This window comes from Streptomyces sp. NPDC097107 (genome assembly GCF_044762405.1).
In the GTDB taxonomy this organism is placed as follows: domain Bacteria; phylum Actinomycetota; class Actinomycetes; order Streptomycetales; family Streptomycetaceae; genus Streptomyces; species Streptomyces thinghirensis.
In genome coordinates, this window is the sequence record NZ_JBIWEF010000006.1 from 481137 (window position 1) to 497291 (window position 16155).

The following is a 16155-nucleotide window of genomic DNA, read 5'->3' on the forward strand; positions in this document are numbered from 1 at the left end:
CCATGTGGTTCGGGGTCCTGGGCGAGTTCGTGGTGCGGCGCGATGACGGAAGCTCGGTGGCCGTCCGAGGCCCGCGAGCCCGGTCCCTGCTCGTCCTCCTCGCCCTGGAGGCCGGCCGGCCTGTCACCGTCGACTCCCTCATCGAGGGCCTCTACGGCGACAAGCCGCCCGGCGACGCCCTCAACGCCCTGCAGTCACAGGTCTCCCGGCTCCGTCGCGACCTGCGCGGGGCGGCGTCGCACGAACTGGTCGAGTCCCACCCCCTCGGCTACCGGCTGGCCGTCGACCCCGACAGCGTGGACGCCCACCGCTTCGAGCGCCTGGCCGCCGAGGGCCGCCGACAGCTCGCCGCCGGCGACCACGCCGCCGCGACCGCCACCCTGCGCCGGGCCCTCGACCTGTGGCAGGGCCCGGTCCCCGTGGAACTCGGCGAGGCCGTCGCCGCCCGCGCCCGCGCCCAACGCCTGGAGGACCTCCGGCTGACCGTCGCAGAGGACCGCGCCGAGGCCGAACTCGCCCTCGGCGGCCACCGCGAACTCGTCGCCGAACTCCAGCAGCTCGTCGCCGCGCACCCGCTGCGTGAACGGCCCCGCGGCCAGCTGATGCGGGCGCTGTACGGCTGCGGCCGCCGCGCCGACGCCCTGGCCGTCTACGAGGACGCCCGCCGCACCCTCGCCGAGGAACTGGGCAACGACCCCTCCGAGGAACTGGCCGCCGTCCACCTGGCCGTACTCCGCGGCGACGCGTCCCTGACCACCCCCGCCGCGCCCGCCCCGTCCGAGCCCGCCACCGTCGCGCGGACCGGGCCGCCCGCCCAGCTCACCACCTTCGTCGGCCGGCGCGACGAACTGGAACGGGTCTCCCGGCTCCTCGGCCCGCTGGACCGCGGCGGCGGCGCCCGCCTGGTCACCGTCGTCGGCTCCGGCGGCTCCGGCAAGACGCGCCTGGCCATCGAGGCCGCCGGCCGCGACCCCGGCGGCGTCGTCTTCGCGGACCTGGGCGGTCTGCGCGACGGCACGGACCTGCCCCGGCAGGTGCTCGACGCGTTCGGGGTCCGCGAGGGCGTGCTCAACGCCGGCGGCCGCCAGAACCAGCCCCCGGACACCGTCGAGCGCCTCGTCGCCGCCCTGTCCGACACAGAGATCCTGCTCGTCCTGGACAACTGCGAGCACATGGTGGAGGAGGTGGCACGCCTCGTCTTCCGTCTGCTCACCTCCTGCCCCCGCATCCGGGTCCTGGCCACCAGCCGCGAGGCGCTGGGCATCACGGGCGAGGTCCTGTGCCCCGTACCCCCGCTGGCCGCCCCACCGGAGGGAGTCAGCGCGGCCGAGGCCCTGGAGTACCCGGCGGTACGGCTCTTCGCCGACCGCGCCATGGCCGTACGGCCCGACTTCACCGTCGACGCCGCCACCGTCGCCCCCGTGGTGCGGGTCTGCCGCGCGCTGGACGGACTGCCGCTGGCCATCGAACTCGCGGCCGCGCGGCTGCGGTCCCTGCCCGTGGACGAGGTCGCCGCCCGCCTCGACGACCGGTTCCGGCTGCTCAGCCAGGGCAGCCGGACCGCCTCGCCCCGCCACCAGACCCTGCGCGCGGTGGTCGGCTGGAGCTGGGACCTGCTGGAGGAGGACGAGCAGCGGCTCGCCCGCCGGCTCACCGTCTTCGCCGGCGGCTTCACGCTCGGCGCGGCCGGACGGGTCTGCGAACTGTCCGACGCCGAGGCCGTCGAGCGGCTGACCGGCCTCGCCGACAAGTCCCTGATCGAGGGCGACGGCGGCCGCTACCGCATGCTGGGCACCGTCCGCGCGTTCTGCGCCGAACGGCTGGCCCAGGCCGGCGAGGAGGAGGAGGTCCAGGGCCGGTTCACGCGGTACTTCCTGGACCTGGCCCGCACCGCGGAGCCGTACCTGCGCAGCGCCGACCAGCTGGCCTGGCTCGAGCGGCTGGCCGCGGAGCACGCCAACCTCCAGGCCGCCCTGCACCGGGCCGTCCGCGCCGACCAGGACACCGCGCTGCGGCTCATCGCCACCCTGACCGGCTACTGGTGGCTGCGCGGCCTGCGGGGCCACGGCGCCGCGGCCGCCGCCGAGCTGCTGCGCAAGGTCGGCACCGAGCCACCGCGGGAGCTGCGGGAGGAGTACGTGCTGTGCGTGCTCAACGCGGCGGCCGGCGGCGACGACGGCAACGCCCTCCAGCCGCACTGGCTCCGGGCCGAGGAGATCATGGCCGAACTGGAGTGGCCGCCCCGGCACCCCTTCCTGACCGTTCTGTGGGGCATGGGCACCGGAGCCCCGCGCGCCGCCCAGGCCGGCGGCCCCCGACGGCCCGACCCGTGGTCCGACGCGCTGGCCCGGCTCGGCCGGGGGCACATGGCCCTGTTCGGCGGCGAGGTGGACGAGGCGGCGCGCCAGTTCGAGGACTCCCTCACCGGGTTCCGGTCCACCGGCGACCGCTGGGGCATGGCCCTGTGCCTCGCCGAACTCGCCATGCTGGCCGGGTGGCGGGGCGAGGGACAGCGCTCCATGGCCCTGTACGACGAGGCGCTGGAGTCGGCCGGACAGCTCGGCGCGGTAGAGGACCTGGCCGACCTGCTGTGCCGCAAGGCCGACGGACTGGTCCGGGCCGGGGACCTCGCCGCCGCCCGCACCGCCTACGAACGGGCGGCGCGTACCGCCCGGGAGGCCGGCGCGCCCACCCTGCCCGCCGCCGTGGAGTGGGGACTGGGTGAGATCGCCCGGCTCAGCGGCGACCTCACCGAGGCCCGCCGCTTGGTGGAGGCGGCCCTCGCGGGCTGTGCCACCGGATGGTTCGCCGTGGAGGAGCTGCGGGCCCGGGTGTTCGTGGCGCTCGGCCGGATTGCCGAGGCCGAGGACGACACGGCCCGCGCCCGGGAGTGGCACCAGCGCGCGCTGAACGTGATGATCGGCAGCCGCAATCTCGCGGGCGCGGCCGGAGCGGTGGAGGCGCTGGCCGGCGTGGTGCTGCTGGAGGGCGACGCGGAAAGGGCCGCGCTGCTGCTGGGGCTGGGCGCGGGACTGCGCGGCATCTCCCTGGACCAGGACCCGGACGTGGCACGGACCATGAGCCGGGCGCGGGAACTGCTGCCGCCGGACGTCTACGAGGCCGCGTACCGGCGCGGACGCGCCATGACCGGCGAGGAGGCACTCGTCTTCCTCGGCCGGGTCTGACGGCCCGGAGCGCCGCGGGGCGGGCGTCGACAGGAGGCCCGGGCCGCACGAGCGGGCCCCGGGGGGAGTGGGGTGAGCGGATGCCGCCGCCGCCGGAACGGGGGATGGCCGCGGCGGCGGCACCCGGTGCGGGCCGCTTCCCACGTGACAGGGACACGTGACGGGAGGCGGGCACCGCGTCCGGCGCCCCGCAGGGGCACCGGAGCCGGAGGGTTCAGCGGGCGGTGGGAACGGGCAGGGCGGGCTCGTCGCCCGGCTCCTCCTCCTCGATGACCTTGGGGACGCCGCGCAGGGTCACCAGCGAGACCACCGCCACCGAGGCCATCACACCGGCCGCGACCAGCGCGGAGAGGTGGAAGGCGTCCACGAACGCGTGCCGTGCGGCCTCCAGGACCTGCGCGCCCAGTTCCCCCGGCAGCGAGGCCGCCACCTGCGCGGCGGAGGCGATGGAGTCCTCGATCGCCGGCACCACCGAGGCGGGCACCCCGTCGGGCACGTCCAGGCCACTGGTGTAGGCGGAGTTCAGCGCGCTGCCGAGCACCGCGATGCCCAGCGCGCCACCCACCTCCATCGCCGTCTCGGAGATCGCCGCGCCGGAGCCGGCCCGCTCCTTGGGCACGGTGGCCAGTAGCGTGTCCCCGGTGACCGCGAACGCCATGCCGAAGCCCACGCCGACCGGCACCATCGCCACGACCAGCATCAGGTAGTTCGACTCCATGCCCGCCGTCGTGTAGAGCGCCAGGCCGATCGAGCCCAGCCCCAGCCCCAGCCCCACGGTCCTGGCCCGGCCGATCGCCGAGATCAGCGGTGCCGCCAGCGCGCCGCCGCCCACCGCGGACGCCGCCGCGCCCGGCAGGCCCGCCAGGCCCGCCTTCAGCGGCGACCAGCCGAGGACGAGCTGGAAGTACTGCGCGAAGATCAGCGACTGCGCCACCATCGCGAACATCGCGAAGAGGTTGGCGAGGACCGCGCCGGTGAACGCGGCCCTGCGGAACAGCCGCACGTCGATCAGCGGGTGCGTCAGCTTCGTCTGCCGCACCACGAACACCGCCAGCGCCGCGATGCCCAGCAGCGCGGTCACCCACACCTTCGGCTGGTCCACGCCGCCGTGCGCGGCCTCCTTCACCGCGTACACCAGGGCGATGAGGCCGCCGGTGGACAGCACCACGCTCGGCCAGTCCAGCCGCCCGGGACGCGGGTTGCGGGACTCCGGCAGCACCAGCAGCGCGGCGATGAACAGCACCAGCAGGATGGGGATGTTGATCAGGAAGACGGACCCCCACCAGAAGTGGTTCAGCAGCACCCCGCCGATGATCGGCCCGAGGACGAACCCGGAGGCCGACATCCCGCTCCACAGACCGATCGCCGCGGTGCGTTCCTTGGGGTCGGTGAACACGTTCCGCAGGATCGACAGGGTGGACGGCATGATGGTGGCGCCGGCCACGCCCAGCAGGGCCCGCGCCACCAGCAGCGTCTCGGCGTTGGGCGCGTACGCGGTGAGCAGCGAGGCCGCGGCGAACCCGACCGTACCGATCAGCAGCAGCTTCTTGCGGCCGATCCGGTCACCGATCGAACCCATGGTGATGAGCAGACCCGCCAGGACGAACCCGTAGATGTCCGCGATCCACAGGATCTCGGTGGCCGAGGGGTCGATATCGCTGATCAGCTTCGGAATGGCGAGGTGCATGACGGTCAGGTCCACCGTCAGCAGGACCACGGCCGCGCAGGCGATGGCCAGGACGAGACCCTTGTGTAGGCGTCCGTTGACTGGAGTGTGCATGCTCCCAGCCTGGGGGGCCGCGCTTACCGCCCGCGCACCGCGCGCTTACCGCGCGCGCACCGCCCGTACGCCGGGCGGTGCGCGCGGACCCGCGGGCTACGCCAGCTCGGTGGCGATGGCCCGGACGTACGCGCCGTAGGCCGAGGACGGCAGCCGCGCGCCGAGCCGCTCGCACGCCTCCGCGTCGATGTAGCCCATGCGCAGTGCCACCTCCTCCACACAGGCGATCCGCACACCCTGGCGCTGTTCCAGCACCGACACGTACTGGCTCGCCGCCAGCAGCGAGGACGGGGTGCCGGCGTCCAGCCACGCGAACCCCCGGCCCAGGTCGACCAGTCTGGCCTTCCCGCGCCGCAGGTAGTGCAGGTTCACGTCGGTGATCTCGAGTTCGCCGCGCGGCGAGGGCCGCAGGTTCTTGGCGATGTCGATCACGTCGTTGTCGTAGAAGTACAACCCCACGATGGCCCGGTTGGAACTGGGCCGGGCCGGCTTCTCCTCGATGGAGACCAGCCGTCCTTCCGCGTCCGTGACACCCACCCCGTACCGCTCGGGGTCCTCGACCGGATACCCGAACAGCACGCACCCGTCGACGTCGTGGGCGGCCCGCTGGAGGATCTCGTAGAAGTCGTTGCCGTGGAAGACGTTGTCCCCCAGCACTAGTGCCACCGGATCCCCGCCGATGTTGTCCGCGGCCAGGATGAACGCCTCGGCCAGTCCGCCGGGCACCGCCTGCTCCACGTAGTCGAGCCGGAGCCCCAGCGAGGACCCGTCGCCCAGCAGCCGTTGGATCTGCGGCAGGTCGTGGGGGGTGGAGATGATCGTGATCTCCCGGATGCCGGCCAGCATCAGCACCGACAGCGGGTAGTAGATCATCGGCTTGTCGTTCACCGGCAGCAGCTGTTTGGAGACGGCGAGCGTCAGGGGATGGAGCCGGGAGCCGTGTCCGCCCGCCAGCAGGATGCCCTTCATGCCCGCTCGGCCGCCAGCCGTTCCAGCTCGGGCACGATGTCCCGGGGCGCCGGCGCCGACAGCAGTTCCTTGGCCAGCCGCTCGGCGCTGTCGGCGAACGAGGGCTCGCTCAGCACCCGTTCCACCGCGGCCTGCAACGTGCCGGCCCGGAACTCCCGTGGCTCGATCATCAGGCCCGCTCCCTGCGCCTGGACCGCGAGCGCGGTGGCCCGCTCGTCCCACAGCCAGCCCGGCACGATCACCTGGGGCACACCGTGCCGCAAGGTGTTCTGCAACGTGCCCATGCCCCCGTGGTGGATGATCGCCGAACAGGTCGGCAGCAGCTCGTTCAACGGCACGAAGTCCACCAGCCGCACGTTCTCGGGCAGAGCGGTCCCCGCCAGCGACTCGACCACCGCGGAGCCGACCGTGGCGATCAGCTCCACGTCCATCTCGGCCGCCGCCGCCAGCAGGTCCGTGATCGGGAAACCGTCGTTGTACGCCTCGGGCAGGGTCAGCCCGAGAGTGAGCACCACCCGCGGCCGCTCGGGCTTCTCGTGCGTCACCCAGTCCGGCACCACCGACGGCCCGTTGTACGGCACCGGGCGCACCGGGACGCGGGCCAGCCCGGCGTCGATCCGCAGGAACGACGGCAGCGGGTCGATGGTGCGCTGACCGACCACCAGCTCCTCGTCGAACCGCCCGTCGCCCTCCGGGTCGCAGCCGAGGCCCGCCAGCCGGCCGGTGATCCAGTCCCGCAGCACGTCCACCCGGGCCTCCTCCGGCTGCTCCGCGGCCAGACGCAGGAACAGCTCCCGCATCCGGGCCCAGTGGTCGGTGCCGAACAGCAGCCGCGCGTGCGCGGCGCCCGAGGCCCGGGCGACGGCCGGGCCGACGTAACTCATCGCGTCCCACAGCACCAGGTCCGGCTGCCACGCGCGGGCGAACCGGGTCAGGTCGGTGAGCATCTCGGTGTTGGTGGACAGCTCCGCGATGTGCGCGTAGGCGGCCAGCGTGTCCCGGACGTACTCCCAGGTCAGCTTGGCGGGGTCGGTCTCGGCGATGTTGAAGCCGCTGCCGTAGCCGGCCTCCGCCGACTCCGGGGCCTGCTGGGACTGCTCCATCAGATGCAGTGCCTGGCCCACCGGAACGGCCGTCAGGCCGGCCCGGGTGATGGCGGGCACGAGGTCGGGCTGGCTGGCCACCCGGACCTCGTGCCCGGCGCTGCGCAGCGCCCAGGCGATCGGCACCGTGTTGTAGAAGTGCGAATCGAGCGCGAGTGTCGTGACGAGGACACGCATGTGACATCTCCCTGGTGAACGGAATGCCGGGTGCGACAAGTCCGGGTTCGGCGCCGGGCTCTTTCCCATCTCCGATCAGCGGGGAACGCACCACACGGCTTCCCTCATGTGCGCAGTCACCGTATTCCGGCCACCCTGGCCGCCCAACCCCTAGCGTCCGGGGCCTGCCCCTAAGGGCCGCCAAGGGCCCCTAGGGGTTTTTCCGGTCATCGGTGTTCCCTACTTTTGACGCCTGCGGCAGGAACGAAAGGCGGCCATGCACATGGATCCGAGCACGGAATCGTCGTCCCGCTCCGCGATCGTCTTCCCCGGCATGGGGGCGATGTCTTTCGCGGACGCGGGCCGGTTCATGGTGGCCAACCCGCACGCACGGCGGTTGGTCGCCATCGCCGAAGAAGTCCTCGGCTATTCACTCATCGACGGTTACCGGCAGTCCGAACACGACTACAGCGAAGCCGCCCAGGTCGCGTTCCTGGTCAACTGCCTGGCGCTGGCGGAATGGGCGGAGGCCGAACTCGGCGTCACCCCCGACCTGTGCGCCGGCCCCAGCTTCGGCGGAAAGGCCGCCGCGGCCTACACCGGCTGTCTGCCCTTCTCGGACGCGGTGCTGATGACCACGCGGCTGGCCGCCTGCCAGGACGACTACTTCGCCGAGCACCACACGGACGTGGTCACCCACTCCTTCGTCCGCACGCCCGAGCCGAAGCTCCGGGAGATGCTGGCCGAGTTCGAGGCGCGCGACGAGTGGTACGAGATCTCCTGCTACGTCGACCACGACCTCTACATGGTCTCGCTGCGCGAGGGCGGCCTGGAGCGGTTCAAGCAGCGCATCCGCTCCCTCGGCGGCCTCTCCCTCTACACCATGCGCCCACCGCTGCACTCGGCACTCTTCGCCGGCCTGCGCCGCCGGGCCGAGGACGAGGTGCTGGGCAAGCTGCCCTTCGCCGACCCCCGGATGCCCATCGTCTCCGACCACGACGGCACCCTCCTGACCGAGGGCGACCAGATCCGCACCCTGCTGCTGGACGGCATCGTCCGGCCCATGCGCTGGCCGGACGTCGTCGGCACCCTGCGCGGCCAGGACGTGACGACGGTGCACGTCGCCGGGCCCGACAACCTGTTCGGCCGGGTCTCCTGCACCACCGACCACTTCGACGTGGTGCGCGTCAACCCGCGGCTGGCGCTCCAGCCCCGCAGCCGGCCCCACGCCGAGGCGTGACGACCCGTCCGAGGAGCACCCATGCCCGAGGCGTACGCCGACGCCCTGCACACGCGGTTCCTGCGCGGACTCGCCCTGGCCCCCGAGCGGGTCGCGGCCCGCGGGCCCGGCTGGGCCCTGACCTACCGGGAGCTGCACGAGCGCGCGCTGACCTGGGCGGGAGCCCTGCTGCGCGCCGTCGACGGTGACGACCGGGGCGGCCCCGGCACGGTCGCGGTGCTGGCGGACAAGGGGCCCGACGCCTACACCGGCGTCCTCGCGGGACTGTGCGGCGGCATGACCGTCGTGCCGATGAGCACCGGCTTCCCCGCTTCCCGCATCCGGCAGATGCTGGACGCGGCCGGCGTGTCCGCGGTCGTCGCCGACGCGGCCGGACGGGCACTGCTCGCCGAGGCCGTCGGGCCCGGCGGCCACACTCCGCCCGTGCTGGCGGCCGAGGGCGGCACCGTCCGGGCCGACGCCGCGCACGCACTCACCGAGCCCCGCCCGGTCCGGGCCGAGGACACCGCCTACGTCCTGTTCACCTCGGGTTCCACCGGCCGGCCCAAGGGCGTGCGCGTCACGCACGGCGCCACCGACCACTACTTCCAGGTGCTGGACACCCGCTATCCCTTCACCCCCGAGGACGTCTTCTCCCAGACGTTCGACCTCAACTTCGACTGCTCCCTGTTCGACCTGTTCTGCGCGTGGGGCGCGGGAGCCACGGTCCAGCAGATCCCCGCGACCGCCTACCGCGACCTGCCCGGCTTCGCCGCCTCGGTGGGGCTCACGGTGTGGTTCTCCACGCCCAGCGCCGTGGCCCTGGCCCGCCGCACCGGCGGGCTGGCCGAGGGTGCCCTGCCGGGTCTGCGCTGGAGCTTCTTCGCCGGCGAGGCGTTCACCTGCCGCGACGCCGCGGACTGGCAGCGGGCGGCCCCGCACTCACACGTGGAGAACCTCTACGGGCCCACCGAGCTGACGGTCACCGTCACCGGCCACCGCTGGTCGCCGCAGGACCCGCCGGACCGGGCCGGCAACGGGCTCGTGCCCATCGGCACCGTCCACAAGGGCCACGACTGGCTGCTGCTCGGCGAGGACGGCGAACCCGTGCCCGACGAGGGGGAACTCGTCGTCACCGGGCCGCAGATGACCCCCGGCTACCTGGACCCGGCGGACGAGGCCGGCCGCTTCCTGGAACGCGACGGCCGCCGCTGGTACCGCACGGGCGACAGGGTGCGCCGCGTGCGCGGCGAGGTACTGGCGTACGTGGACCGCCTCGACGCCCAGGTCCAGGTGCAGGGCTGGCGGGTCGAGCCCGCCGAGATCGACCAGCGGCTGAGGGGACTGCCCGGCGTGCAGGGCGCGGTCACCGTCGCGGTGACCGGGCCGGACGGCCAGACCGCGCTGGTCAACTTCTACACCGGGGCACGGCAGTCCCCGGCCGTCCTGGTCCGCGGACTCCGCGCCCACCTGCCGGAACGCATGATCCCGCGCCGCTTCGAGCACCTCGCCGAGTTCCCCCTCAACGCCAACCGCAAGACCGACCGGAAGGCGCTGCGCGCCGTCGCCGCCGCACTGCTGGGCACGACCACGCCGTGACCGCCGGTAGGCCCCGCCCGTGAGGGGCGCGGGGCCTACCGGCGGATCCGCTCAGGCCGTCGTCAGGCCGTCGCGCAGCGGCTTCCACCAGGCCGGGTTGTCGACGTACCAGCGGACCGTGGCGGCCAGGCCCTCGTCGAAGGAGACACCCCGCCGGAACCCCAGCGCCCGCAGCTTGCCGTCGTTCAAGGAGTACCGCCGGTCGTGCCCCTTGCGGTCCGGCACCCGACGCACCATCTCCGGACCCACGTCCAAGGCCCGCAGCAGCCGTTCGGTCAGCTCCAGATTGGTCAGCTCCGTCCCGCCCGCGATGTGGTGCACCTCGCCCGGCACGCCCCGCTCGGCCACGAGCTGAATGCCCCGGCAGTGGTCGTCCACGTGGATCCAGTCCCGCACGTTCAGCCCGTCCCCGTACAGCGGCACCGGGCGGCGCTCCAGCAACCGGGTCACGAACAGCGGGATGACCTTCTCCGGATACTGGTACGGTCCGTAGTTGTTGCCGCACCGGGTGACCCGCACGTCCAGTCCATGAGTACGCGCGTACGACAGGGCCAGCAGATCCCCGCCGGCCTTCGCCGCCGCGTACGGGGAGTTCGGCGACAACGGCGCCTCCTCCGTCCACGAACCCGCGTCGATCGAGCCGTACACCTCGTCCGTGGACACGTGCACCAGCCGCGCCCCCGCCGCCAGACAGGCCTCGGCCAGACGGTGCGTCCCCACCACATTGGTCAGCGTGAACACGTCCGCCGCCGTGATCGACCGGTCCACATGCGTCTCGGCCGCGAAGTTGACCACCACGTCGTGCCCCGGCACCAGCGACGCCAGCAGCTCGCTGTCGCAGATGTCGCCCCGCACGAAGGTGTACCCGCCCGAGACCGGCTCGAGATTCGCCACATTGCCGGCGTACGCCAGCTTGTCCAGGACGGTCACCTCGGCATCCGCCCAGGCGGGGAACCCGCCCGTCAGCAGGGTGCGCACATAGTGCGAGCCGATGAACCCGGCCCCGCCCGTCACCAGAACCCGTTTCACCATGCCCACGCCTCCGGCCCCGGACCGCCGTTGCCGAGCGGCGGGAACAGCTCCTCCAGCTCGGCCAGCAGCCCCTCGTCCAGCCGCAGACCGAGCGCCCGCCGCGCCCCGTCCAACTGCGCGGTGGTGCGGGGACCGACCACCACCGACGTCACTCCCGGGCGGTTCACCACCCAGGCCAGACCGACCTCGGCCGGATCCAGCCCCGCCTCGGCGCACAGCTTCTCGTAGCGGGTCACCGCCGCCCGGTGCTGCTCCAGCGCCACCGACGCCCGGCCCTGCGCCGTCTTCACGGCCGTGCCGTCGGCCAGCTTGCGCAGCGCCCCGCCCAGCAGCCCGCCGTGCAGCGGGGACCACACCAGCACGCCCATGCCGTACGCCTGCGCGGCGGGCACCAGCTCCAGCTCCACGTACCGGGTCACCAGGTTGTACACGCACTGCTCGGAGACGATGCCCAGGAAGTGCCGCCGGTTCGCCGCCTCCTGCGCCGCCACCAGGTGCCAGCCCGCGAAGTTGGACGACCCCACGTACCGGATCTTGCCCTGCTGGACCAGCACCTCCATGGCCTGCCACACCTCCTCCCAGGAGGCCGCGCGGTCCACGTGGTGCATCTGGTACAGGTCGATCCAGTCCGTGCCCAGCCGCCGCAGCGACTCCTCGCACGCCGCGATGATGTGCCGCGCCGACAGCCCCTGGTCGTTGGGCAGATCACTCATCGGGTTGAACACCTTGGTGCCCAGCACCACCCGCTCGCGCCGGCCGCCCCCCTGGGCGAACCACGCGCCGATCAGCTCCTCGGTGAACCCCTTGTACTGCTGCCAGCCGTACTGATCGGCCGTGTCGAAGAAGTTGATGCCGCGCTCCAGCGCCTCGTCCATCAGGGCGAACGCCTCTTCACGCGTGGTGCGCACCCCCAGGTTGAGGGTGCCCAGGCACAGCCTGCTCACCTGGAGCGCCGTCCGCCCCAGCCGGGTGTACTCCATGGCGTCCGCGCCGCCGCCTTCGTGTGCCGTGGTCATCGCGCCAGGACCTCCTCGCCCGGGCCGGCCGTCCGGGTGCCGCTTGCCAGACTGTGCAGGCACGCGACGAGACTGCGGGCCTCGATGTTCAGATACTGACCGTGCCGGAGAAGCCCGGCGAGCTGGTGAAGGGCGACCCAGCGGAACGTCTCGTCCTCGATCCGGTGATCACCGGGCCAGTCGACGATCAGATAGCGGTTGACCGCGTGGTGGAACCGGCCCCCCTCCTCCGACAGACGGCTGTCGAAACGGATCCGCTCCGGCGGCGCGCCCAGCACCTCGTCCAGGAAACGCAGCGGCGACGGACGGTCCGCCCGCGCGTAGTTCGACGGCACGCACTGCACCGTCGGCGCCAGCTCCACCTTGTCGATCAGGCCCGCCTGGGTACGGGCGTGGACCAGGGCGTGCACCACTCCGCCGATCTCGGTGACGAGAAACGCCACCACGCCCTGCGCGACCGGCTCGATCAGGGGCTGCGTCCAGTGCCGCACCTCGCGCCCCGCGGCCCGCACATCCACCCCGATCACGCGGAAGAACCGCCCGTCCTCGTGGGTCACGGACTCCTCGGTGCGCTTCCACCCTCGCACCTCGTCCAGCGGAACGCGCCGCACCGACAGGCCGCCGCCCGCCCGCAGACCGGCCAGCCAGCTCAGGATCTCCCCGGTGGTGTGCAGGGCGCCCGCACCGTCGGCGCAGGAGCGCAGCAACGCCGTGGGCGCCGGCGCCGTCTCGTCGGCACCGCCGAAGGGCAGACAGGCCAGGACCGACCGGGCGTCCATGTTGATCACGTCGTCCTGGGCCAGCAGCCGGTGGATCTGGCCCAGGGTGAGCCATCGGAAGCCTTCCCCGGCCTCGACCTCCTCCGACACCTCCACCACGATGTTCCGGTTCCGCTTCCCGGCGAACCAGGATCCCTGCTCCGACTGGAGCGAGTCGGCCAGTACACGGTGCCGCTCCGGCCGCTGGAAGAACTCCAGATACGGCACCGCGGCACCCCGGTGCACACGCGTGTAGTTGCTCCGTGTCGCCTGCACCGTGGGGGACAACTGGACCCCGTTGTGGTTGCCCGGCTCGTTCTTCGCCTGCATCAGGAAGTGGAGCACACCACCGAACTCCCGGGCGACCAGCCCCAGGACGCCGATATCCGGCTGCCGGATCACCGGCTGGTCCCAGCCCGGCAGTCCACCCCCGGCATCCTCGGCCGCCAGCCCCTCCACCGAGAAGAAGCGACCCGAGTCGTGCACCAGGTTTCCGGTGCCCGGCTCGGAGCGCCAGCCGGACAGCTCGGCCAGCGGTATCCGGCGGACCTCCGCGACGTCCTCGCGCACCCGCCCGGCGTACCAGTCCCGGAACTCCCGGCTGCCGGTGGCCACACCCTCCACCGCGAGCGCCGACTCGGCCATCCGCGCGGCGGTACGCAACGCGCCCTGCCGGTCCGGCGGTTTCAACGGCGGCGCCACCGCGGGAAATACATCGGCCATGGGAGATCCCCTTCGGTCGTACCTTTCCCATTCGCCCGCGAGCCTATTGAGGGCCGGACGGCACTGGAATGCTCCACGACCCCGGAATATCGTCCCCCGCCACGGTCAGCGTGTTCCCCCGAAGATTAGGGGTGGTCCGCGAGAGCCGCCTCGTCCACCGCGGCCAGGGAGGGCACCGCGTAGGGGTGGCCCCGAAGACCTAGGGGTTAACACCGCGCGCACCCGCTCTTTAGGCTCCCCCCGTGTTCCGACCTCCCGTATTCCGCGAGCCACTGCACGTCGGCCGCCCCAATATCGGTGACCGTGAAAAACTCCGGGAAAAAATCGACGAAGCGCTGAACCGCCGGTGGCTGAGCAGCGGCCCGCTGGTGCGCGAACTCGAGGACCGGGTCGCCGAGCTGGCCGGCACCGCCCACGCCGTGGCGACGTGCAACGCCACCGTCGCCCTCCAGCTCGCGGCCCGCGCCACCGGTGTGCGGCCCGGCGCCGAGGTGATCGTCCCGTCCTTCACCTGGGTGGCCACCCCGCACGCGCTCGACTGGATCGGTCTCACGCCCGTCTTCTGCGACATCGACGAGGAGACCGCCGGCCTCGACCCGGCACACGCCGATAAGCTGATCGGCCCCGCCACCGGCGCCATCCTCGGAGTACACGCCTTCGGCCGCCCCTGCCCCGTCGACGAACTCACCGAACTCGCCGACCGTCACGGGCTGCCCCTCCTGTTCGACGCCGCCCACGCCCTCGGCTCCACCCACCACGGGCGCCCGATCGGCTCCTTCGGCAGCGCCGAGGTCTTCTCCTTCCACGCCACGAAGTTCATCAACAGCTTCGAGGGCGGAGCCCTGGTCACCGACGACCCCGGGATCGCCGAACGCGCCCGCGCCATGCGCAACTTCGGCATCGGCGAGGACCGGGAGGTGGCCTCCTCCGGCACCAACGCCAAGATGAGCGAGGCCAGCGCGGCCATGGGTCTGGTCTCGCTGGAACGCGTCGACGCCCTGATCGAGCAGAACACCCGCAACCACCGGCTCTACGAAGAGGGCCTGGCCCGGCTGCCCGGCGTCTCGGTACGCGCACAGGCCACGGGGGAGCGGGCCAACCACCAGTACCTGGTCATCGAGATCGACCAGACCCGGGCCGGCGTGCACGCCGACCACGTACACGCCGTACTGGAACGCCACAACGTGCTCGCCCGCCGCTACTTCCACCCCTGCTGCCACCAACTCGCCCCCTACAGCGACCGGCCCGAGACCCACGCCCCCCTGCCGCTGCCGCGCTCCGAGGCACTGGCCGAGCGGGTGCTGGCGCTGCCGACCGGCGAAGTCATCGGCGAGGAGGAGATCGACGGCGTCTGCCGCATCATCCGCTGGGCCGTCGAGACCGGCGGCGCGGACGGCGACCCGAGCACGACGGACTGAGACGACGGGAACGCCGGCCGCCGGACGCGGCCGCGCCACGACGGGCCGGGTCCGCGACACCTGGCCCCTGCCATGTACGGAAGAGGCTGGTGTGCGGATGTCGAACGAGTCGAACGAGTCGAGTGCGTCGAGTGCGTCGAGTGCGTCGAGCGCGTCGAGCGCGTCGAGCGAGGCGAGCGAGGCGAAGCTGCTCGATTACCTCAAGCGGACCACGGCCGACCTCCGCGAAGCCCGTCGGCGCCTGAGCGAGGCCGAACAGTCCGAACGCGAGCCCTTGGCCATCGTGGGCATGAGCTGCCGGCTGCCCGGCGGGGTCACCAGCCCCGAGGAGCTGTGGCAGCTCGTCGTCGACGGCCGCGACGGCATCACCCCGTTCCCGCGCGAGCGCGGCTGGGACGTCGACGGCCTGTACGACGCCGACCCGGACAAGGCCGGCAAGAGCTATGTGCGGGAGGGCGGCTTCCTCCAGGGTGCCGCCGAGTTCGACGCGGGCTTCTTCGGGATCAGTCCGCGTGAGGCGCTTGCCATGGATCCGCAGCAGCGGCTGCTGCTGGAGTCCGCGTGGGAGGCGCTCGAACGCGCCGGCATCGACCCGGCGTCCCTCCGGGGCAGCCGCACCGGTGTCTTCGGCGGCGTCATGTACTGCGACTACGGCTCCGGCCGGACAGTCGTCCCCGAGGACCTGGAGGCGTACCTCGCCGCGGGCAGCGTCGCCAGCATCGTGTCCGGCCGAGTCTCCTACACCCTGGGCCTGGAGGGCCCGGCCGTCTCGATCGACACCGCGTGCTCCTCGTCCCTGGTCAGCCTGCATCTGGCGGGCCAGGCACTACGCCGGGGCGAGTGCTCCCTGGCCCTCGTCGGCGGCGTCACCGTCATGACCCAGCCCAACATGTTCGTGGAGTACAGCCGCCAGCGCGCGCTCTCCCCGGACGGGCGGTGCAAGGCCTTCTCGGCGGGGGCGGACGGCACCGGCTGGTCCGAGGGTGTGGGTGTGCTGGTGGTGGAGCGGCTGTCGGACGCGCGGCGCAACGGGCATCGGGTGCTGGCGGTGGTGCGTGGTTCGGCGGTGAACCAGGACGGCGCCTCCAGCGGCTTTACCGCGCCGAACGGTCCGTCGCAGCAGCGGGTGATCCGGCAGGCGTTGGCGGCTGCGGGGTTGCGGGCTGCGGAGGTGGACGCCGTGGAGGCGCACGGGAC

At 72.9% G+C, this 16155-nt stretch carries 11 protein-coding genes; 5 read left to right on the top strand and 6 right to left on the bottom strand.

Translation table 11 applies throughout. The features are described from left to right. The first annotated feature begins 2 nt into the window (after nucleotides 1-2). Nucleotides 3-3185, top strand: coding sequence for an AfsR/SARP family transcriptional regulator (locus ACIQ1J_RS17690; protein ID WP_403557571.1), 3183 nt, complete (start codon nucleotides 3-5; stop codon nucleotides 3183-3185). A gap of 214 nt (nucleotides 3186-3399) precedes the next feature. Here ACIQ1J_RS17690 and ACIQ1J_RS17695 read toward each other — a convergent pair whose 3' ends face one another. The 3 genes from ACIQ1J_RS17695 to ACIQ1J_RS17705 all read right to left on the bottom strand — a co-directional run bounded on the left by ACIQ1J_RS17695 (nucleotide 3400) and on the right by ACIQ1J_RS17705 (nucleotide 7214). Beyond that, nucleotides 3400-4965, bottom strand: coding sequence for an MFS transporter (locus ACIQ1J_RS17695; protein ID WP_403557573.1), 1566 nt, complete (start codon nucleotides 4963-4965; stop codon nucleotides 3400-3402). Nucleotides 4966-5061: 96 nt separating this feature from the next. After that, nucleotides 5062-5934 carry a glucose-1-phosphate thymidylyltransferase RfbA gene (gene rfbA, locus ACIQ1J_RS17700; protein ID WP_403557575.1) on the bottom strand — a complete coding sequence of 291 codons (873 nt, stop codon included), beginning with the start codon at nucleotides 5932-5934 and terminating at the stop codon, nucleotides 5062-5064. After that, the gene (locus tag ACIQ1J_RS17705) at nucleotides 5931-7214 is read right to left on the bottom strand and encodes an activator-dependent family glycosyltransferase (protein WP_403557577.1); all 1284 of its coding nucleotides are present in this window, start codon (nucleotides 7212-7214) and stop codon (nucleotides 5931-5933) included. The genes rfbA and ACIQ1J_RS17705 overlap by 4 nt, the downstream gene beginning before the upstream one ends. A gap of 256 nt (nucleotides 7215-7470) precedes the next feature. On the opposite strand from ACIQ1J_RS17705, the gene ACIQ1J_RS17710 reads away from it, so the two are divergent. Then, complete coding sequence (locus tag ACIQ1J_RS17710) at nucleotides 7471-8433, top strand: ACP S-malonyltransferase (protein ID WP_403557579.1); 963 nt, start codon at nucleotides 7471-7473, stop codon at nucleotides 8431-8433. A gap of 21 nt (nucleotides 8434-8454) precedes the next feature. Then, nucleotides 8455-10011, top strand: coding sequence for an AMP-binding protein (locus ACIQ1J_RS17715; RefSeq protein ID WP_403557581.1), 1557 nt, complete (start codon nucleotides 8455-8457; stop codon nucleotides 10009-10011). A gap of 51 nt (nucleotides 10012-10062) precedes the next feature. Here the strand turns inward: ACIQ1J_RS17715 and rfbB are convergent, their stop codons facing one another. From rfbB to ACIQ1J_RS17730, 3 genes are read right to left on the bottom strand one after another with little or no spacing between them, the layout of a single operon-like run. Next, nucleotides 10063-11043, bottom strand: coding sequence for a dTDP-glucose 4,6-dehydratase (gene rfbB, locus ACIQ1J_RS17720; protein WP_403557583.1), 981 nt, complete (start codon nucleotides 11041-11043; stop codon nucleotides 10063-10065). Continuing rightward, a complete protein-coding gene (locus ACIQ1J_RS17725) occupies nucleotides 11037-12059 on the bottom strand; it encodes an aldo/keto reductase (RefSeq protein WP_403557585.1) in 1023 nt (340 codons plus the stop codon). The genes rfbB and ACIQ1J_RS17725 overlap by 7 nt, the downstream gene beginning before the upstream one ends. Continuing rightward, on the bottom strand, nucleotides 12056-13540 hold the full coding sequence (locus tag ACIQ1J_RS17730) for an NDP-hexose 2,3-dehydratase family protein (protein WP_403557587.1): 1485 nt from the start codon (nucleotides 13538-13540) through the stop codon (nucleotides 12056-12058). The genes ACIQ1J_RS17725 and ACIQ1J_RS17730 overlap by 4 nt, the downstream gene beginning before the upstream one ends. A gap of 242 nt (nucleotides 13541-13782) precedes the next feature. On the opposite strand from ACIQ1J_RS17730, the gene ACIQ1J_RS17735 reads away from it, so the two are divergent. Together ACIQ1J_RS17735 and ACIQ1J_RS17740 are read left to right on the top strand one after the other, a co-directional pair. Continuing rightward, entirely contained in the window at nucleotides 13783-14958 is a 1176-nt protein-coding gene (locus ACIQ1J_RS17735; RefSeq protein ID WP_403557589.1) for a DegT/DnrJ/EryC1/StrS family aminotransferase, read from the top strand. A 97-nt stretch (nucleotides 14959-15055) separates the two neighbouring features. Then, a partial coding sequence (locus ACIQ1J_RS17740) for a beta-ketoacyl synthase N-terminal-like domain-containing protein (RefSeq protein WP_403557591.1) occupies nucleotides 15056-16155 on the top strand: 1100 nt, incomplete at its 3' end.